The organism is Streptomyces sp. M2CJ-2 (genome assembly GCF_016757295.1).
GTDB lineage: Bacteria > Actinomycetota > Actinomycetes > Streptomycetales > Streptomycetaceae > Streptomyces.
On the sequence record NZ_JAESIF010000001.1, the window covers coordinates 321,672 to 340,232 of the forward strand.

Annotated in this window: 17 protein-coding genes; 7 read left to right on the forward strand and 10 right to left on the reverse strand. The window is 72.7% G+C overall.

Annotation, left to right across the window (positions count from 1 at the left end; translation table 11 throughout):
* Nucleotides 1–440 precede the first annotated feature (440 nt).
* Nucleotides 441–1,499 (forward strand): lactonase family protein, encoded by a 1,059-nt coding sequence (locus JL475_RS01740; RefSeq protein WP_202274166.1) that lies wholly within the window; start codon nt 441–443, stop codon nt 1,497–1,499.
* Between the two features lie 93 nt (nt 1,500–1,592).
* On the opposite strand, the gene JL475_RS01745 is transcribed toward JL475_RS01740, so the two are convergent.
* Both JL475_RS01745 and JL475_RS01750 read right to left on the reverse strand, forming a co-directional pair.
* On the reverse strand, nt 1,593–2,516 hold the full coding sequence (locus tag JL475_RS01745) for a sirohydrochlorin chelatase (RefSeq protein ID WP_202274170.1): 924 nt from the start codon (nt 2,514–2,516) through the stop codon (nt 1,593–1,595).
* Between the two features lie 84 nt (nt 2,517–2,600).
* On the reverse strand, nt 2,601–3,665 hold the full coding sequence (locus tag JL475_RS01750) for an N-acetylglucosamine kinase (protein ID WP_202274174.1): 1,065 nt from the start codon (nt 3,663–3,665) through the stop codon (nt 2,601–2,603).
* A gap of 94 nt (nt 3,666–3,759) precedes the next feature.
* Between JL475_RS01750 and JL475_RS01755 the strand changes: the two genes are divergently transcribed.
* Nucleotides 3,760–4,476: a uracil-DNA glycosylase gene (locus JL475_RS01755; protein ID WP_202274175.1), complete on the forward strand. Its 717-nt coding sequence runs from the start codon at nt 3,760–3,762 to the stop codon at nt 4,474–4,476.
* A gap of 145 nt (nt 4,477–4,621) precedes the next feature.
* Here the strand turns inward: JL475_RS01755 and JL475_RS01760 are convergent, their stop codons facing one another.
* Complete coding sequence (locus tag JL475_RS01760; protein WP_202274176.1) at nt 4,622–5,782, reverse strand: exo-alpha-sialidase; 1,161 nt, start codon at nt 5,780–5,782, stop codon at nt 4,622–4,624.
* Between the two features lie 52 nt (nt 5,783–5,834).
* Nucleotides 5,835–7,553, reverse strand: a complete 1,719-nt coding sequence (locus JL475_RS01765) for a DNA alkylation response protein (RefSeq protein WP_237405876.1) — start codon at nt 7,551–7,553, stop codon at nt 5,835–5,837.
* Between the two features lie 101 nt (nt 7,554–7,654).
* Between JL475_RS01765 and JL475_RS01770 the strand changes: the two genes are divergently transcribed.
* Nucleotides 7,655–8,422 (forward strand): PaaX family transcriptional regulator C-terminal domain-containing protein, encoded by a 768-nt coding sequence (locus JL475_RS01770; protein WP_202274177.1) that lies wholly within the window; start codon nt 7,655–7,657, stop codon nt 8,420–8,422.
* 123 nt (nt 8,423–8,545) lie between these two features.
* On the opposite strand, the gene JL475_RS01775 is transcribed toward JL475_RS01770, so the two are convergent.
* Nucleotides 8,546–9,349 (reverse strand): pectate lyase, encoded by an 804-nt coding sequence (locus JL475_RS01775; protein ID WP_202274178.1) that lies wholly within the window; start codon nt 9,347–9,349, stop codon nt 8,546–8,548.
* 366 nt (nt 9,350–9,715) lie between these two features.
* Between JL475_RS01775 and JL475_RS01780 the strand changes: the two genes are divergently transcribed.
* Nucleotides 9,716–10,180, forward strand: a complete 465-nt coding sequence (locus JL475_RS01780) for a DUF6214 family protein (RefSeq protein WP_202274180.1) — start codon at nt 9,716–9,718, stop codon at nt 10,178–10,180.
* Between the two features lie 21 nt (nt 10,181–10,201).
* Here the strand turns inward: JL475_RS01780 and JL475_RS01785 are convergent, their stop codons facing one another.
* Entirely contained in the window at nt 10,202–10,864 is a 663-nt protein-coding gene (locus JL475_RS01785) for a DUF305 domain-containing protein (RefSeq protein WP_202274181.1), read from the reverse strand.
* Between the two features lie 208 nt (nt 10,865–11,072).
* On the opposite strand from JL475_RS01785, the gene JL475_RS01790 reads away from it, so the two are divergent.
* Nucleotides 11,073–12,575: an LVIVD repeat-containing protein gene (locus JL475_RS01790; protein ID WP_202274606.1), complete on the forward strand. Its 1,503-nt coding sequence runs from the start codon at nt 11,073–11,075 to the stop codon at nt 12,573–12,575.
* 6 nt (nt 12,576–12,581) lie between these two features.
* Here JL475_RS01790 and JL475_RS01795 read toward each other — a convergent pair whose 3' ends face one another.
* The 4 genes from JL475_RS01795 to JL475_RS01810 all read right to left on the reverse strand — a co-directional run bounded on the left by JL475_RS01795 (nt 12,582) and on the right by JL475_RS01810 (nt 16,000).
* Nucleotides 12,582–13,322 carry a TetR/AcrR family transcriptional regulator gene (locus tag JL475_RS01795; protein ID WP_237405879.1) on the reverse strand — a complete coding sequence of 247 codons (741 nt, stop codon included), beginning with the start codon at nt 13,320–13,322 and terminating at the stop codon, nt 12,582–12,584.
* Between the two features lie 271 nt (nt 13,323–13,593).
* Entirely contained in the window at nt 13,594–14,286 is a 693-nt protein-coding gene (locus JL475_RS01800; RefSeq protein ID WP_237405881.1) for a phosphatase PAP2 family protein, read from the reverse strand.
* 104 nt (nt 14,287–14,390) lie between these two features.
* Complete coding sequence (locus JL475_RS01805) at nt 14,391–15,326, reverse strand: M56 family metallopeptidase (RefSeq protein ID WP_202274182.1); 936 nt, start codon at nt 15,324–15,326, stop codon at nt 14,391–14,393.
* A gap of 101 nt (nt 15,327–15,427) precedes the next feature.
* A complete protein-coding gene (locus tag JL475_RS01810) occupies nt 15,428–16,000 on the reverse strand; it encodes a DUF5134 domain-containing protein (protein ID WP_202274183.1) in 573 nt (190 codons plus the stop codon).
* 168 nt (nt 16,001–16,168) lie between these two features.
* Between JL475_RS01810 and JL475_RS01815 the strand changes: the two genes are divergently transcribed.
* A complete protein-coding gene (locus tag JL475_RS01815; RefSeq protein WP_202274184.1) occupies nt 16,169–17,926 on the forward strand; it encodes an FUSC family protein in 1,758 nt (585 codons plus the stop codon).
* Nucleotides 17,923–18,546 carry a MarR family winged helix-turn-helix transcriptional regulator gene (locus tag JL475_RS01820; RefSeq protein ID WP_202274185.1) on the forward strand — a complete coding sequence of 208 codons (624 nt, stop codon included), beginning with the start codon at nt 17,923–17,925 and terminating at the stop codon, nt 18,544–18,546. The genes JL475_RS01815 and JL475_RS01820 overlap by 4 nt, the downstream gene beginning before the upstream one ends.
* The last annotated feature ends 15 nt before the right edge of the window (nt 18,547–18,561 follow it).

Here is an 18,561-nt window from a genome sequence, read left to right on the forward strand (position 1 = left end):
ACGGCGGTGGCGAAACAATCACCGTTCCGGAAGGAATCTTCTGCCGTCGGCGCCCGGTGGCGACGACCGGTGCGGCCGTGCGACGCCGCCCGCCCCGCTCGGCAGGTGGGCCGACACCCAGGCGGCCATGACAGGCCGCCCGTGTGACCAGGGCGTTCTTGCTGCCGAAGGGCGTTGCCGTCCAGATCCCGTCCGGCAGGGTGACGCCGTCGCCGCTCCGGGAGGGGCGGGAGACGCCGGAGCCGGAAGTGCCGAAGATCACAAGCGGCTCCGAGTGCCGGAAGCGGGCGTGCGGCGCCTGAGCAGACGAACCGAGGATCTTGGTCTAGACCTGAAGGGGTCGGCTGCTAGCGTCGCTCCGGTCGGGACGAAACCGGTCGGAGACCGGCGGAGATTGGCAGGAGCAGCTGCGGATGGCCAGGCACCGGAGGGGATCAGGCGTGACGGACGGCAGACGGCGGGCGTTCATCGGATCGTTCACGGCGGCGGGAGGCCCGGGCATCGTCACCGCCTCTGTCGCCCCCGACGACGGCGCACTGACCGTCCTGGGCACCCTGAACGATCTGCCCGACCCCTCCTGCCTGGCGCTCTCGCCCGACGCAAGGACGCTCTACGCGGTCAGCGAGACGGCCGAAGGGGCCGTGGCCGCATACCGGGTGTCCGGTGCCGGAGCGGGGGCGGGGGACGTGCCGGAGTCGGCCGGTTCCCCGGTGCCGGTCCACGCGAACGGGCCGACCCACCTCTGCGTCTTCGCCGGGCACGTCCTCACCGCCGACTACGGCTCCGGCAGCGTCACCGCCGTCCCCGTCCGCGCCGACGGTGGCCTGGGGCGGTCTGCCTCCGGGGTGTTCCGGCACACCGGCTCGGGCCCCCACCCGCAGCGCCAGCAGGGGCCGCACACCCACCAGGTACTGCCCGACCCGAGCGGCCGCTGGGCGGTCGGCGTCGACCTCGGCACGGACTCGGTGCGGGTGTACACCCTGGTCGACGGCGCCCCCGCGCAGCACCGGGAGGTCGCGCTGCGCCCCGGCTCCGGCCCCCGGCACCTGGCCTTCCACCCGGACGGCACGCACGCGTACGTCCTCAACGAGCTCAGCCCCACCCTGGTCGTCTGCCGCTGGGACGCCGTCGAGGGCGCGCTCCGGCCGCTCACCGAGATCCCGGTCCTGCCCGGCGCCCCGACGGGCGACGCCTACCCGTCGGGCGTCGCCGTCTCGCCCGACGGGCGCTTCGTGTGGACCGCGACCCGCGGCGAGGACGTGCTGTCGGTTCTCGCGGTCGAGGGAAACGCAGAGGGGGCGGCCGGGCTGCGGCTGGCCGCCACCGTGCCCTGCGGCGGTCACTGGCCCCGCGCGCTCACCGAGTCCCGCGGCTTCCTGTACGTCGCGAACGAGCGCTCCGGGGACGTGACCTGGTTCGCGGTCGACCCGGACACGGGCGTGCCCCGGCGCGGCGGTGCGATCCCGGTGGCAGCGGCTTCCTGCGTGGTCGTCGGCTGAGAGCCGCCATCCCGGCGGACACAAACCGAAAGGCCCGCTCCGATGGTCGGAGCGGGCCGGTTCGGCGTCGTACGAGCGGATGAGCCGCCCCGGTCAGTGCGCCGGAGTGCTCTGCGCCTGCTGCGGGGCGATGCCCAGCGCGGACGTGTACTTGGCAAGGGCGAGCTTGCCGATCGCCGGGTAGGGGCCCAGTGCCTCGGAGGCGGCGCAGCCGACCTCCTTCGCGGCCTCCTCGACCAGGCTCGCGTCGATCTCGGGACCGATCAGGTACGGCGCGAGAGCCAGCTGCTGCGAACCGGAGTTGCGCAGCTGCTCGGCCACCGACGCGATCGAACCCTCCTCGTCCAGGGCCGCCGCCATCACCGGCACGGCGAGACGCGCGGCGAGCAGCATGCCGGTGATCCCGGCCGCCTGCACGGCCTCGTCACCGCCCACGGAGGCGAGGATGATGCCGTCCGCCGCGGTCGCCACGGTGAACAGCCGGGCCCGGTCGGCGCGGGCCAGACCGGCCTCGGACAGCCGCACGTGCAGAGCCTCCGCGAGCAGCGGGTGCGGACCGAGCACATCGGTCAGCTCGGCGGCGACGCGGCTGTCCATCAGCGCCTGACGGACCTGGCGCAGCAGCGCGCTGTCCGGACCGGCGAGCAGCGGCACGACGACGGCGACGGGGCCGTCCGGTTCCTTGACGTCCATGCCGGCGGCGCGAGCCTGCTCGAAGCGGGCGGTGCGCTCCTCGGCGGCGTGCGCGAGTACCGCCTGCAGCGTGGGAAACTCCTCGTCGTCTCCGTCGAGGTAACCGATCCGAGCGTCCAGGCCGGGGAGCTCGGAGCGGGCGATGCTCACGACCTCGTCCGTGAGGGAACGGGTGGCGCTGCTCGGAGTACCCGGCACGGCGAGGACGAGCGCGGGCGCGCCCTCGGGAGCCACCAGAGGCTCGGGACGGCGGTGCCGTCCGGGCTGGCGGGGGCGCGGCATTCGTACTGGCAGGCCGGACGCGGGCCCAGTGGGGGTGCTCATGGAGCGGAATGTTAGTGGTTTCCTGGGCTCCTCTGTTCGGGGAGGGTACGTCTGCGAGACATCCATCCGGATATGTCTGTTGTGTTATGTGTCGGCCTTGGGTACGTCGATGCCCCCTCCACCTGCCGGACTCGTCACGCACAGCATCTTCTCGTCACCCGGAAGGGTGAACGAGCCGGTCGCGAGGTCGGTGGCGATGCACACCGCCCCGTGCAGCGGATTGCCCTTGGCCACCACCCGCCGAGCCCTCGGCAGCCGTTTCGCCAACTCCTCGTCCAGGGGCACGAGAAGCGGGTCGCCCATGTTGAACAGGCCGCCGGTGAGCGCCACCAGAGGCTCGACCGAACCCGAACCCACGCCCGGACCCGTCTTTGGGCAGACGGCCGCCGCCGAGTCGGCCATGTGCCGGGCGGCCGCCCGCAGGATGTCCGCGGCGACGGCGTCGTCCTCGGCGCACTCCGCCACCCGGGGTGCGAAGGAGGCGAGGACGGCCGCCCGGTCGGTGCGCGGATACAGGTGACCGGGCAGCGCGGCCGCCGGGCCGAACATCTCCTCGGCGCACTCCAGCAGCCGGCCGGAGCCGCCGTCCCGTCCGTCATGGGCGCGCAGCGCCGCCTCCAGCCCTGCCCGCCCGATCCACGCGCCGCCGCCGCAGTCGCCGAGCAGGTGCCCCCAGCCGTCCGCCCGGCGCCACCCGGTCAGATCGGTGCCGACGGCGATCAGACCCGTGCCGGCGGCGACCACGGCACCCGGCCGGGACCCCAGAGCGCCGACGTAGGCGGTGACGGCGTCGGCGGCCAGTGCCACACGCCGTACCCCCAGTTCCCGGGCCAGCGCCCCCGGCAGCTCGGCGCGCAGCGCGTCCCCGAGGCTGGCCAGCCCGGCCGCACCGACGGCCGCCGTGTCCAACCGCCCGATCCCGGCCTCGGCGGCCAGCCCCCGTGCCATGGGCACGAGTTGCTCCATGAGATGCCCCGGATCGATTCCCCGGGCACCGGTCCGCACCGGTTCACCGGAAGCGCCCCGGGCGAGCGGACCGCGCCCGGCGGCACCGACGACGACACGCAGTCCGGAGCCCCCGGAATCCACGGCGACGAATCCGGGCCCGGCGGACGAAGACACCGCGTTCCCCACCTCCTCGACGACCATGACGCGGAGGAACACTAGCGTCCGGACGCCTTCCGGCGCAGGGGCCGGACCGCTTGGTACGGGGTGTCGGTGTGAGCCACTAGAGTGATCCGGCGTGGCACCACGACCCTTGCATGAACTTGTTGAGCCCGGCTGGGCGAAGGCCCTGGAACCGGTGGCCGGACGCATCGCGGCCATGGGGGACTTCCTGCGCGCCGAGGTGGCGGCCGGCCGGACGTACCTCCCGGCGGGAGCGAACGTGCTGCGGGCGTTCCAGCAGCCCTTCGACGACGTACGCGTCCTGATCGTCGGTCAGGACCCTTACCCCACACCGGGAATGGCGATCGGCCTGAGTTTCGCGGTCTCGCCGGACGTGCGGTCGCTGCCGGGCAGCCTGGAGAACATCTACCGGGAACTGAACGCGGACCTGGGCCTGCCCAGGCCCGCCAACGGCGATCTGACCCCGTGGACCGAGCAGGGGGTCCTGCTGCTCAACAGGGCGCTCACCACCGCCCCGCGCAAGCCGGCCGCTCACCGGGGCAAGGGCTGGGAGGAAGTCACGGAGCAGGCGATCCGCGCCCTCGCCGCGCGGGGAGGCCCGTTGGTGTCGATCCTGTGGGGCCGGGACGCGCGCAATCTGCGTCCGCTGCTCGGGGACTATCCCGCCATCGAGTCGGCTCATCCCTCGCCGATGTCGGCGGACCGGGGCTTCTTCGGCTCACGCCCGTTCAGCCGGGCCAACGACTTCCTGGTCCGGCAGGGTGCCGCCCCCGTCGACTGGCGGCTGCCGTCGGCCCACGAGACGAACACGGCGGTCCAGCAGGGCCGTTGACGAGGATTCCCAGGCCCGCCAGGAGGGCCACCCCGACGACCCGAGCCCCGCGGCGCGCATCCGACCGGTCCGCACCGCGGGGCCTCGGATCTCTCCGGCCCTCAACTCCCTCAGTCCCCTCAGTCCCCTCAGTCCCCTCAGTCCCTCAGACAACCGCGGCCCGCACGCACAACACGTCCGGTAGATGCGCCGCGAGCTGCTGCCAGCTGTCGCCGTCGTCGGCCGACGCGTACACCTCACCGTTGCGGTTGCCGAAGTACACGCCCGCGGGGTCGGCGCCGTCGTGGCACATCGCGTCGCGCAGCACCGTGCCGTAATGGTCGCCCTGCGGCAGGCCCGCGGTGAGCGGCTCCCAGCTCCCGCCCGCGTCCGTGGTGCGGAAGACGCGGCAGCGCCGGTCGGCCGGGACCCGGTCGGAGTCGGCGTTGATCGGGAACACGTACGCCGTGTCACCTCGGTGCGGATGCGCCACCACCGCGAAGCCGAACGTCGACGGCAGACCCTCACCGATGTCCGTCCACCGCGCGCCCGCGTCGTCGCTGCGGTACACGCCCCAGTGGTTCTGCAGATACAACCGGTCCGGTGTCACCGCGTCCCGGGCGACCTTGTGCACGCACTGCCCGAACTCCGGGTTCGGATCCGGCAGGAACACCGCGGAGACCCCGGAGTTGGAGGGGTCCCAGCTGACGCCGCCGTCGCGGGTGCGGAACACGCCCGCCGTGGACACGGCCACCGTCACCGCACGCGGGTCCCGCTCGTCGGTCAGCACGGTGTGCAGACCCTCGCCGCCACCGCCCGGCACCCACTTGGAACGGGTCGGATGCTCCCACAGCGGCCGGACCAGATCGAAGGTCTCCCCGCGGTCCTCCGAGCGGTAGAGCGCGGCCGGTTCCGTGCCCGCGTACACCACGTCCGGCTCCGCCGCGGCCGGATGAAGCTGCCAGACCCGCTCCAGCGACGCCCCCGTGTCCTTGGGGAACCTGACGGCGGGCCGCGCCGGTTCGGTCCAGGTGCGGCCCAGGTCGTCGGAGTGGAACACGGACGGACCCCAGTGCGCGCTGTCCCCGCCGACCAGCAGCCGGGGGACCGGGCCCCGGGTGTCGACGGCGATCGAGTACACCGCCTGGGCGTTGAAGTAGGGGCTGTCGTCGAACTCCCAGGCGCCACCCCGTCGGCGCCCGATGAACAGGCCTTTGCGGGTGCCCACGGCGAGCAGTACCTCGGTCATGCCGATCACCTCCGCGACGTCGCCGACGCCTTCGTCGACGCATCCGTTCCAGACACCGGCCAGTCTGCACCCCACCACTGACAGTCACTTTTGGATCAGGTGTCGTCGCAGGTCGGACCGGTGCGGCGGCCTACGGGGCCGGAAGCGCGCGGTCCACGATCGAGCCCAGATCGGCCCCGTCGGGCAGCGTGCCGAACGAGTGCCCCCAGTCACCGCCGAGCCGCGTCGCACAGAAGGCGTCGGCGACCGCGGACGGCGCGTGCCGGACGAGGAGGGAGCCCTGGAGGACCAGGGCCAACTGCTCCACCAGCCGCCGGGCCCCCGCCTGCGAGCCCTCCGCCAGACGGCCCTCGAGCCGGCTCACGGCCGCGTCCAGCCGGGTGTCCGCCCCGCGGCTGAGCGCGAGTTCGGCGAACAGGGCCTGCGTCGTGGCCGTGTCCCGGCCCAGCGCCCGCAGCACATCGAGGGCGTTGACGTTGCCCGAGCCCTCCCAGATCGACAGCAGCGGGGCCTCACGGTAGTGCCGGGGCATGCCCGACTCCTCGACGTAGCCGTTGCCGCCCAGGCACTCCAGGGCCTCGGCGGTGAAGGCCGGGCCCCGCTTGGTGACCCAGTACTTGCCGACGGCGGTCGCGATCCGGCGGAACGCGGCCTCCTGCGCGTCCCCACGCACCGCGCGGTCGGCCGCCCCGGCGAGTCGCAGGGTCAGCGCTGTCGCGGCCTCCGACTCCAGGGCGAGATCGGCCAGCACGTTGCGCATCAGCGGCTGGTCGATCAGCCGGGCCCCGAAGGCACTGCGGTGGCGCACATGGTGCCCTGCCTCGACGAGCGTCTTGCGCATCAGCGCCGCCGACATCATCACGCAGTCCAGCCGGGTGCAGTTGACCATCTCGATGATGGTCTTCACGCCCTGCCCCTCCGGGCCGACCAGCCAGGCGACGGTCCCGTCGAACTCCGGCTCGGAGGACGCGTTGGACCGGTTGCCCAGCTTGTCCTTCAGCCGTTGGATGCGGAACGTGTTGCGCGTACCGTCGGGCAGCACGCGCGGCAGCAGGAAGCACGACAGGCCCCCCGGGGCCTGCGCCAGCACCAGGAACACGTCGCACATCGGCGCCGACGTGAACCACTTGTGTCCGTGCAGCGTGTACACACCGGGCTCAGCGGTCGGCGTCGCCCTCGTGGTGTTGGTCCGGACGTCGGAGCCGCCCTGCTTCTCCGTCATCCCCATGCCGGCCAGCAGCCCGGGCTTCTCGCCCGGCACCCGCAGGCCCGGCTCGTACTCCCGGCTGGTCAGCAACGGCTCGTACACCCGAGCCAGCTCCGGCTGCCGGCGCAGGGCGGGCACCGCCGCGTACGTCATGGAGGTCGGGCAGCCGTGCCCCGCGTCCGTGTGCCCCCAGACGAGTCCGCCGGCGGTGCGCGCGACATGGGCGCCGGGCCGGCCGTCCGCCCAGGGCGCGCCGGCCAGCCCTTCGACGACGGCCGTGCGCATCAGGTGGTGCCAGCTCGGATGGAACTCGACCTCGTCGATCCGGTTCCCGTACCGGTCGTGCGTGCGCAGTTCGGGCTCGTGGCGGTTGGCCTGCTCGCTCCACTCCTGCACCTGAGCGCTGCCGGCCAGTCGGCCGAGCCGCCGCAGATCCTCCTCCGCCCAACCGGCGCCCTCGCGCCGCACCCCCTCCAGGAGGGCGGTGTCGTCGGAGGCGTCGTAGGGGGCCAGGGGAGCGGGCTGGTTCAGGACGTCGTGCGTGGCGTACCCGCGGGGCGCCGCGAGTGCCTCCGGTGCCGTGTGTCCCTCGGGGGAGGCGGCGGGTCCGCCGTGCTGCTCGTGCGCGGTTGTCGTGGCCATACGCCGAGTGTTGCATCATTCCTACGGCTGCAGCAATGATGCAACACATGTCGTCCGGCGGGGCGCCGCAGGGCGAGAAGCGCGCCGTACAGTACGCATTCATGCGGATGAACGACCCGGAGCGAACCGGTGACCTGCGACTGCGTCCCCTGTCCGCGCGGTCGGTCGTGCTGAGCCTGCTGCTCGGCACGCACCCGCCGCAGCTTCCGGCGCGGGAACTGGGACGGCTCGTGGAGCGCTTCGGCGTCGGCGGCTCCACGCTGCGGGCCGCCCTCAGCCGGATGGTGGCCGCCGGTGATCTGGTGCGCACCGAAACCGGTGCCGGCTACCGCCTCAGTGACCGGTTGCTCGACCGTCAGACCCGCCAGGACGAGGCCGTACGGCCGAGCACGCGCGCGTGGGACGGCGACTGGGAGATGGTGGTGATCACCGCGACAGGCCGTGGTCCCGCCGAGCGGGCGGAGCTGCGCACCCGGCTGGCCGCCCTCCGGCTCGCCGAACTCCGCGAGGGCGTGTGGCTCCGGCCGGCCAACCTGGACCGCCCGCTGTCCGTGCCTCTCGACCAGGTGGCCCAGCACTACACGGCCCGCCCCGACAGGCCCGCCGCCGACCTGGCCGGGAGTCTGTGGCCGCTGGACGCCTGGGCGGGCACGGCCCGCGCGCTCCTCGCACACATCGACGGCGCCGACCGCCCCGCCGACCGGCTCGCCGCCTTCGCGGCCGTCGTACGCCACCTGCTCACCGACCCCGTCCTGCCTCCGGCCCTCCTCCCCGCCGACTGGCCCGGTGACGCGCTGCGGGCCGCGTACACCGACTACCGGCGTGAACTCATCGGCGAGATCCGCGCGAGCGTGGGCGGGCGGAGGTAGCGCGGACGGCAGGCGGTGACGGGGCGGCCGGTGGGCGGGGCACGAAACGGCGGCCGTACGGAGCGCCGCGCGGGGCGCTCCGTACGGCCGCCTCACCGTGGGGGGCCGTTGTGCGGGGAAGGGCTACTTGTAGGTGATGTCGGACGATCCGTACTTGCAGTACGTGCCGTCGGCGTCCGAGCCGTTGGTGCTGGGCTCCTTGCCGGTGTTGTTGCCGATGTACTTCTGGCAGGGGATGATCTTCTTGCTGCTGTCCCCGATGACCGTGATGTTGCGCAGGGTCACGCTGTCGCCGTAGTTGGTGTTGATCCCGGCGATCCTGCCGCCCTTCCAGTTCACCTCGATCGTGTTGAGGTTGATCGTGCGCTTGTACTGCGTGGAGCAGTTGCCGCAGGAACGCACGAAGGTGCCGAAGTTCTTGACCGCGAAGTTCGACACGTTCAGCGTTCCGGCGCCGTTGAACTGGAACACCTTGTCGCCGGCTTCCTTCGCCCCGCCGCCGCTGACGGTGTAGACCGCTGACGACGACTTGCCCTTGAAGGTCGCCGCGTCCTCGCCGACGTCCTCCCACCACACGTTCTGCAGCGTGCAGGACCCCTTGCAGTGGACGCCGTCGGCGGCCGGGGCGCCGAGGACGACGTTCTTCAGGACCGCGCCGTCCGCCAGCTCCAGGATCGGGCCCTGGTCCTCGTCCTGGCTGCCGGAACCCAGGGCGCCGGTGCCGTAGAGGCGCTTCATCCCGTAGTCCTTGGTGCCGGACACCGCGATGGTGGAGGAGACCCCCTCGCTGCCGTTGGGGGTCGGCCAGGTGGCGGCGCCGGCCGGGGAGGCGCCTGCTGTCATAAGCATGCCAACCGAGAGCCCGAGGGTGGCCAGTGCGCCGGCCAGCGCCCGCCCATGGGTGCGCGGTGTTGTCACCGAAGTCATGTTCCGGTTCCTTCTGTCGTGATGTGGGGGTGGCGGCGACGCGGGGTGCGGAGGTGCCGTGGGTGCGTGAGGTTCACGTCGCTGAACGGAACGTAGAGGGAAAGCGCTTTCTGGTCAACGCCTCGTATGGCAGCTATCCAGCCATCTGCAGCGGCAGTGAGCGCGTTCTTCAGTGGAGGGGCGAGGGCGTCGTCTCCCCGCCTCCTCGACCGCACGGCCGAAGGGGCGCCCGCTCCGCTGACAGGGTGCCGTCCACCGGCCGGGGTGCGTGTTCGTCCGTAGGGAAAGTGCTCACGCGGTTACGTTGCGAGCGTGCTTGAGGAGCCTTTTCTTCATCTTTCCGATCGTTCTCCGGCGGACGGTGCCGTGTCCGTGCGGCCTGCCTGGGAGGTGCGCGAAGGGGAGCACACGACGCGCTGGTTCGACGTGCGGCTGACCTTCGGGGACGGAGCCGGGATCGAGGCGCTCGCGATGGTGTCCGGGCACAGCGTCTGCGTCGAGGACGTACGGGCCCGGCCCGCGCTGTCGCTGGAGGACCTGGCGCTGTTCGCCGACTGGATCGAGGGGCCGCTCGCGCGGGCCTGCGGCGTCGAGGACGAACCGGCCGCCGGTGTCCCGTCCGGTGCGGGGGAGCGGCGGGCCCGCGTGGTCGGGCCGCAGGGGCCCGTGGGAAGGCGTTTCGTGGCGCGGGAGTACCGCGCGGCCCAGGAGGAGGGGGCCGACCCGGTGCTCGCCGTGATGTGCGCGACCGGATACAGCCGGCGCGGGGCGCTGCGGGTCATCGGCCGGGCGCGTGACGCGGGCCTGCTGACCCCGCGTCACACCCGGTGACGAACGGCCCCGACGCGGGTGTCACAGGAGGTCGCGCATCCGCGTGATCTCGCTCGTCTGCTGGGCGACCACGTCGTCGGCCATCTCCTCGATCTGGATGTTGTTGCCCTGTGCCTTCACGTCCGTGGCCATGGTGATCGCCCCCTCGTGATGGGTGATCATCAGTGTGAGGAAGAGCTGGTCGAAGGCTTCCCCCTCGGCCGCGCGCAGGTTCTTGAGCTGGGCCGGGGTCGCCATCCCGGGCATCGCCGCATGGTCGTGGCCGTGCTCGTCGGCCTTCTTGGTCTTCTTGTGCGTCGTCAGCCAGCCCTCCATCGCCTTGATCTCCGGCTGCTGCGCGGCCGTGATCCGCTCGGCCAGCTTGACGATCTTCGGCGACTCGGCGCGGTCCGGGACGAGTTCGGTCATCTCCAGGGCCTGGGAGTGGTGCTCGATCATCATGCGGGTGTAGGAGACGTCCGCGGAGTTGGGGGAGTCGTCCTCGGCGCGCTGCTCCGCGGCCTCCGCGGCCGACAACGTCCGGTTCGGCTGTCCGGGCTCGCCCGGTGCGATCACCGAAGGCCCGTCGGTCGCAGCCGACCTGGCGTCGTCCGTGGCGGAGTCGCAGCCCGCGAGCCCGAGTACGGCCAGGGCGGTCAGCCCGGTCGCGACGACGGACGCGCGTGACACACGGCGGAAGGGCACGGGACCTCCTGTGGCTGGGAGTTCCCTTCCGGGGGAGGGCTGCGGGACACCTCGTGAGTGCCGACGACCGTCCTGGCACGCTTCCGCGTGGCAGTGATCAGAAAACTTCGTTGCGAGTGTGTCGCCCACTGTTGTTATGTGCATGGCCAGGACGATACTGCCGGTGCACCACCCGTTCCGAGCCGAACGGTACGAGGGAGGAAAGACAGTGATCCTGTTGAAAGATCCCCGAACCCGGCGCAGACGGCTGGGAGTTGCCGCAGCGGCCGGGGGGCTGCTGGCCGCGCTGCTCACCGCCGCACCGGCCGCGGCGATCCCCGGCCCCGGGGACGAGCCGACCGCCCCGAAGGAGATGTCCCGAAGCGCGCAGGCCGAGGCGCGCGAGGCCATCGAGAGCGGCGAGATACCCGCCCAGGACGAGGTCGTCCACTCCGACAACATCCGGCACGTGGCCAACATCCCCAAGGACGCGCTGACCGGATTCAACTCGGACCTGGCGTTCCAGGGCCGGTACGCCTTCGCGGGCAACTACGACGGCTTCCGCATCTTCGACATCAGCAACCCGAAGTCACCGAGGACGGTGGCCCAGGTGCTGTGCCCCGGCTCCCAGAACGACATCTCCGTCTCCGGCGACCTGCTGTTCCTTTCCACCGACTCCTCGCGCAGCGACAGCAGTTGCAACAGCACCACGCAACCGGCGACCGAGAAGTCCTCGTGGGAGGGCATGAAGGTCTTCGACATCAGCGACAAGCGGAACCCGCGCTACGTCGCGGCCGTCGAGACCGCCTGCGGCTCGCACACCCACACGCTGGTGCCCGAGCGCAAGAACGTCTACGTCTACGTCTCCTCGTACTCGCCGAACGCCGCCTACCCCGACTGCCAGCCGCCGCACGACGGCATCTCCGTCATCAAGGTGCCGCGCAAGGCCCCGCACAAGGCGGCGGTGGTCGGATTCCCGGTGCTGTTCCCCGGTGAAGGGCCGGACGGCGGCGGAAACCCGGGCGCGCCCACCAACCCGGGCGTCTCCAAGACCACGGGCTGCCACGACATCACCGTGCTGCCGTCCGAGGACCTCGCCGCCGGTGCCTGCATGGGCGACGGCATCCTGTTCTCCATCAAGAACCCCGAGCGCCCCAAGGTGATCGACCGGGTGCAGGACAACGTCAACTTCGCCTTCTGGCACTCGGCGACCTTCAATCAGCGGGCCGACAAGGTCGTGTTCACCGATGAGTTGGGCGGCGGTGGCGCCGCCACCTGCAACGCGGCCGTCGGACCGGACCGGGGCGCGGACGGCGTCTACGACATCGTCGGCAAGGGCGACGAACGCCGGCTCGTCTTCCGCAGCTACTTCAAGATCCCCCGTCACCAGGCGGACACCGAGAACTGCGTGGCCCACAACGGCTCGCTGATCCCGGTCAAGGGCAAGGACCTCATGGTCCAGGCCTGGTACCAGGGCGGCGTCTCCGTCTGGGACTTCACCAACTCCTCGAAGCCGAAGGAGATCGCCTACTTCGAGCGGGGTCCGCTGGCCACCGACCGGGTCGTCACCGGCGGCTCCTGGTCGGCGTACTACTACAACGGCCACATCTACTCGAACGACATCGCCAAGGGCCTCGACGTCCTGAGGATCGACGACCGACGCACGGACCCGGCCAAGAGGATCCAGCTGCGCGAGCTCAACGCGCAGACGCAGCCGGACTACTTCGACTGACCCGGTCTAGGGCCTGTCCCGGGCCGGTTCGGTCGCGAAGAACCGTGACACATCCGTCCGGCTCGGCGCGCCCGTTCCGCCGGCTGCGTCGGTCCGGCCCGTTCCGTCCGTCCGACCGGTCCGGTCCGGCGCACCCGTCCCGCCCGGCACCTCGGTACCGGGCGGGACACCCAGCTCCCAGTCGAGCCGGTAGCGCTTGAACAACTCCGCGCGCAGTGCCTCGACGGGCATCGGCGCACCCGGCAGCAGGGCCGAGAACACGGCGCCCATCAGCAGGGCGCGCAGCATCGGGTAGTCGCTGTCGACCATGCTGGAGCCGTGCCGGGCGACGGTGTCGCCGAGCAGTTCGGCCAGGCGCCGCTGCTCGGGGCAGGGCAGGAAGCCCTCGGCCTGCAGCAGCCCGGCCATGTGCTGGCGCATCAGTACGGGGCGGTCGCGGGCCAGGCCCAGGATCGCGTCGATGGCCCGCGCCATCCGCTCCTGCCCGTCGTCGGTGCGCGGTTCGCGCTCCAGCGCTTCCTCCAGTGTCCGGTGCATCAGCCGGTGCACCGCGGACTGCACCAGGTGGCGCTTCCCCGGGAAGTAGTACGAGACCAGACCCCGCGCGGACCCCGCGCGGTCGGCGATGTCGCCGAGCGTCGTCGCCTCGTATCCGCGCTCGCTCACCACCTCGACGGCGGCTTGCAGAAGCCGTTCCTTCGAACGCCTCCGCAATTCTTCATTGACCGAGGGGCTGCGCGGGGACATGCTGGACTCCTGCGTTGACTGGCTGGCAGCCAACTATACTCAACGCGTCCGGTCAGACCCCCTGGTGGGTCCGCTCCGGGCTGCCGTTCTCCTCGGGCGACGCGGGGGATCGCCCGAGGAGAACGGCACTGACGAGGCGCCGCCCCCGGCCCTGCGGGCCGCCGCCCGGGCCGTCCGGCGCGTTTGGCCCTCGTGCGTTCCGCCGGGCCGGCACCGTGAAGTGGTCACGGAGGCCCCGCGTGAGGATCCGCAAGACGCGGATCGTACGGCCTCACGGGTGCCGCCACCGGTGGACGCACACCGCCACGGCCACGACCAGGGCGCCGAAGAGCCACCCCCCGAGCACGTCCGTCGCCCAGTGGACGCCGAGCCAGACACGGGTGAGACCGACGCCGGCCACCGAGAGCGCCGCCACGGTCGCGGCCCACACCCGCACGACCCGGCTCACGCCGCGCCGGTGCAGGAGCCACAGCAGGAGACCGCAGACGATGGTGGCGGTCATGGCGTGGCCCGACGGGAAAGCCGCGTAGTGGGCCGAGTCGACCGGGTCCGCCCACACCGGGCGGGCGCGGCCCACCGCCGCCTTCAGGACCTGCTGCAGCACCGTCCCCACGGCGCAGGTCACCACCAGCCACACCGCGGTCCAGCGGGCCGCGTACCGGAACACCAGCAGCAGCGCGACCGCCCCGGCCAGCAGGCGCATGGTCCACGGGTCCCAGACCCAGTTCGTCAGGACGCGGGCCGCCTGCGTCAGCCCCGGTTCGTCCACCGCCCAGCGGTGCGTGGTACGGGCGATGTCGCCGTCCACACCGGTCAGCGGGCGCCACTCGGCGCCGACCAGGATCAGCAGCAGTACCGAGCACAGGGCCGGTACGGCGATGGACAGGGCGACCGGGCGGTGCCGGTGCTCCGGTGGACGGGGCGGCGGTTCGAGTTCGGGGGGAGACATGTGGGGGGAGTGCATGAAGCGATCCTCGCCGACCGCCGGGGCCCGGGGCCAACACCGACGCCCTGATCGCTCGGAAGACCTGCGGGGAAGAGGGCCTCAGCGCACGCCTCCGGGCGGCTCTACCCCAGCGCCCGCAGTCCGGGGACGAACGCCACCAGGACCGGGATCACCGGAACCAGCGACGCCACGGCCGTCAGCCGTAGCCGACGCCCCGCCGTGAGCCGGTCCGGGGGAGTCAGCAGCCGGTGCACCCGGGCCCGGACCTGGCCCTGGGAGGCCGGGCAGGGGCGGAACACCCCGCGGTGCTCGTTGAGCTCGACCAGGGCGAGGGCGGTGGTCAGCCGGCCGAAGAGGCGGGAGGCCGTGTCGTCGGCGGCGAGCTCGACCAGCCGGTGCATCTCGTCGCGGAACGCGGCGAACACGGGTACCCGTGGGAACCCGTCCGCCAGCGCGGCGGAGCAGTGCAGCAGCCAGTGGTGCCGGGCCCGCGCGTGCCCCCGCTCGTGCGCGAGGACGGCGTCCAGCCGGCGGCCCCTCAGCCGGCGCAGCGCCGCCGTGGTGACGACCAGCCGGGGCGGGGAGCCGGGAAGCCACCACGCGTCGGGGCGCTCGCCCTCCAGGACCACCAGCCGCTCCGAGCCGGGCTCCTCGCCGGGCAGCAGCGGCGCCCGCACCAGGAGTTCGCCCCGCCGGGCCCGCCGCCGGGCACGGGCCCGTACGACTTCGCGGACCAGCATCGCCGCGCTCCACAGACCAGCGCACGCCAGCGCGACCGCGGTGGCGGCGGCCGGCGGGCCGGCCGTGCCGAGGGTGTACGCCTCCACGACCCCGCTCGGTGCCGTAGCGAACACCGGAGTACCGACCGCCCGCGAGGCGGCCGCCGCGCTGAACGTCATCGACAGGGCGCAGCACAGCAGCACGGTCGCGATCACGCACTGCCACACCCACAGCGCCACCACCGGTTCACGGTCCGGCCAGTCGGCCCGCGCGAGCAGCCTGGGACCGACGACGGCGGTCAGGACGCCGAGCAGCAGCAACGCCGCGGGGAGCATCATGCGGTCAGCCTATGAGCGCGGACCACTCCCGGGTACGGGCCACCGGGCGAAGTGACGCAGGCGACGGTCCCGCCCGTCGGGCCGCGGCCGGCCGCCCCACCTCACATCGTCAGCAGCATCGCCACCATCGCGATCCCCATGGACAGCCGGCACGCCAGCGCCAGCTCGGGCCGGTCCCCCCATCCCGAGGCTCCGGGGGACTTTGCCCCGGTGGCCGCCAAGTGCTCCGGCGCGGCGGCCACCGGTACCAGCCGTACGCCCGTCACCAGCACGTATCCGGCGAAGTACAGCAGCAGGAGCCCGGTCAGCGCAGGTATGCCCACGCCGCCGTGTCCGTGCTCCCGGCCGGGGGAGGCGGCCATCGCCACCGCCATGTAGGCCATGGCTCCGGCACCCACCGAATGGTGCAGATGGTGCGGGCTCCCGCGCCCCGACCACAGGGCCTGCACCGCGGCAGCGCCGAACAGCACCGCACAGGCGGGCCACGCCCACGAGGGCGGGGTGAACACCGCCGCCGGTACGGCCATCGCGGCCATGCCGAAACCCATCAGCGCCTCACCGCCCGCGGCACGGCGCTGCTCCTCGACACCGCTGCGCATCCGCAGCAGGCAGTAGGCGCCGGTCGCCGCGCAGAGCGCGACCAGCAGCCAGCCGGACGACGCCGGTCCGTGCACGCGCACCTCCCCCCGGAACCGCTCCACGGTCGGTCAAGGCATGCCCTCGCTCGAAGGCGTGCACGCGAGCGCACAGGGGTACATGGGGAGCATTCGGGGGAGCAGCGCAGGTCACGGAGATGTTTTACATATGTTTCACGAGTAAAAGACCTGGTAGCGTTATACGTCATGAGCAGTGCGACCCCCCGCCCCACCCCGAATCCCGCCCCCACGCCGAAGCCCAGGCGCTTCCCGCTGGTCGACGTACTGCGCGTCGGACGGCCCTCCAACATCTGGTTCAAGCCCGCCTTCAGCGTGGTGGCCGCGGTCGCACCGCCCAACCTGACCCTGGTCGCCCTCGGCCGACTGGATCTCGCGGCCTACACCATGGCCGGTTCCCTGTGCGCCCTCTACGCCCACAACCGTCCGTACGCCGCCCGCGCCAAGGCACTCGCGGGCGTGGTGCTCGGCATGGTCGGCGGCCTCGCCGTGGCCCTGGTCTCCGCCTCACTCACCGGCAACGCCGTGGTCCTGGTCGCCGTCGGCGCCCTGCTGGCCGCCGTGCAGAAGGTGCTGTGCGACGTCACGCGCATCGGCCCGCCCAGCAACGTGATCCTCACCTTCGTCAGCTCCGCCTCGCTGTTCGTCCCCCAGACGCTCGGGCAGGTCCCCGGCCATCTCGCACTGGCGGCGGTGGCCGGGGTCTGGGCCTGGCTGGTCGGCATGGCACCCGTACTGGTCCGGCCGCACGGCCCCGAGCGCCGGGCCACCGCCGACGCGCTGAACGCCACCGCCGCGTACGCCGAGACCGGCGGCACCGGCGACGGCCACACGAGGGCCCGTGCCGCCGCCTACGCCGCCGTGCAGGCCGCCTGGCAGTGCCTGATCCTCACCGGAACCCGCTCCGTCGCCACCCGCCGGGCTCTCGAACGGCTGGTCATCCGCGCCGAGATCGCGCTCGCCGCGCCGGCGGAGGCCGACCCCGCGCGGTTGCGCGCCCAGGCCCGTGAGCTGCGCGGCACGGGCCGTATCCCGGGCGCCGACGCCCCCCGCTCGGGTGCCGACGAACTCCTCGGTGTGGCTGCCGAGCGCGCCGTCCCCCACCGCTCCCTGTGGTCCCGGCTGGGACCGCTCGCGCCCATCGCCGTACGCACCGTCCTCGGCTGCGGCCTCGCCGGGTACGCCTCCCTGGCCATCGGGATCGGACGGCCGTACTGGGCCCTGACCACCGCCGCGGCGCTCTACCAGGCCAACATCACCCTCACCTGGAGCCGGACCGTGCAGCGGGTCGTCGGCAACCTCGTCGGCGTGCTGATCTTCGCGGCCGTCGCCCCGATCGCCAACCTGGGACCGCTCGCCCTCGTCCTGTGCTGCCTCGTCTTCAACTTCGGGGCCGAAGCGCTCATCGGCCGCAACTACTGGCTCGGCAGCGTCTGCGTCACCCCGCTGGCCCTGCTCATCACCGAGTTCCCCGGCTACCAGGCGGCCGGCCCCCTGATCACCGGTCGTGTGGTGGACACCCTGGTCGGCGCGCTGGTCGGCTTCGCCGCCGCTCTGGCCGTCACCAACCGGCGGGCGGGCAACCGCGTCGCGACGGCGCTCAGCACGGCCGGCCTCCGGCGCGAACACGTGACCCGGCTGCTGACCGACCCGCAGGCCGACCCCACCGCCCTGGAGACCGCCCGGCGCGGCCTGGCCGCCGCCCTTGTCGACCTGAGGGCCGCCGCCGACGCGGCCGCGGGAGAATGGTGGCTCCGCACGCTGCCGCAGGAACATGTCGTGCTCGCCGAGCAGGAAGGACACCGTACGCTCGCGGCGACGGCACGGCGCCAGAGGCTGCTGACCGACCCTGGCGAGAACACGAACCCCGGCACGGACGTGAACCCGGGCACGGACATGAACCCGGGCACCGATCCGGGCGCGAACACGAAGGACACACGGCCATGACGGCGACCGAACGGCTCCCGGCCGACGCAGGACTTCAGCTCGAGGGAGGACTTCCTGCCGACGGGGGACTCCCGGCCGACGCGGGGAACCCGTCCGGCGAGGGGCTTCCGGCGGCAGGCGGCGACACCGTGGCCGCGGTGGTCCGGCAGTGGCGGACCGTGTACCCCGGCCTCGACACCGGGCCCATGGAGGTCATCGGGCGCATCAACCGCTGTGCCGCCCTGCTCCAGCAGGCGGAGGACGCCCCGCTGAGCCGGGCGGGACTGACCCGCCCGGAGTTCGACCTGCTCGGCGCGCTGCGTCGCACCGGACGCGAACTGACCCCGGGCGAACTGGCACGCGAGACCTTCTCCTCGGGCGCCGCCGTCACCAAACGCCTCAAACAGCTCACCGGGCGCGGTCTGGTGGAACGCCGCGGCGACCCGCGCGACCGCCGTATGGCCCGGGTCCGCCTCACCGACGCCGGACGCGACGTCGTCGACGGCATCATGCCCGCGCAACTCGCCTACGAGAACGCCGTGCTCTCCGGTCTGGGCGGACCGGATCTCGGCGAGCTGGCCGCGCTGCTCGGCGGGCTGCTGGGGCAGCTGGAAGGACGCCTGAGCGCCGTACGGGCGTGACACGGCCCTCGGCCC

Coding starts and splice junctions, on each gene's coding strand:
- JL475_RS01745 (WP_202274170.1), bottom strand. CDS start 2,516: ATGAGCACCCCCACTGGGCCCGCGTCCGGCCTGCCAGTACGAATGCCG.
- JL475_RS01750 (WP_202274174.1), bottom strand. CDS start 3,665: ATGGTCGTCGAGGAGGTGGGGAACGCGGTGTCTTCGTCCGCCGGGCCC.
- JL475_RS01765 (WP_237405876.1), bottom strand. CDS start 7,553: ATGGCCACGACAACCGCGCACGAGCAGCACGGCGGACCCGCCGCCTCC.
- JL475_RS01770 (WP_202274177.1), top strand. CDS start 7,655: ATGCGGATGAACGACCCGGAGCGAACCGGTGACCTGCGACTGCGTCCC.
- JL475_RS01775 (WP_202274178.1), bottom strand. CDS start 9,349: ATGACTTCGGTGACAACACCGCGCACCCATGGGCGGGCGCTGGCCGGC.
- JL475_RS01795 (WP_237405879.1), bottom strand. CDS start 13,322: ATGTCCCCGCGCAGCCCCTCGGTCAATGAAGAATTGCGGAGGCGTTCG.
- JL475_RS01800 (WP_237405881.1), bottom strand. CDS start 14,286: ATGCACTCCCCCCACATGTCTCCCCCCGAACTCGAACCGCCGCCCCGT.
- JL475_RS01805 (WP_202274182.1), bottom strand. CDS start 15,326: ATGATGCTCCCCGCGGCGTTGCTGCTGCTCGGCGTCCTGACCGCCGTC.
- JL475_RS01815 (WP_202274184.1), top strand. CDS start 16,169: ATGAGCAGTGCGACCCCCCGCCCCACCCCGAATCCCGCCCCCACGCCG.
- JL475_RS01820 (WP_202274185.1), top strand. CDS start 17,923: ATGACGGCGACCGAACGGCTCCCGGCCGACGCAGGACTTCAGCTCGAG.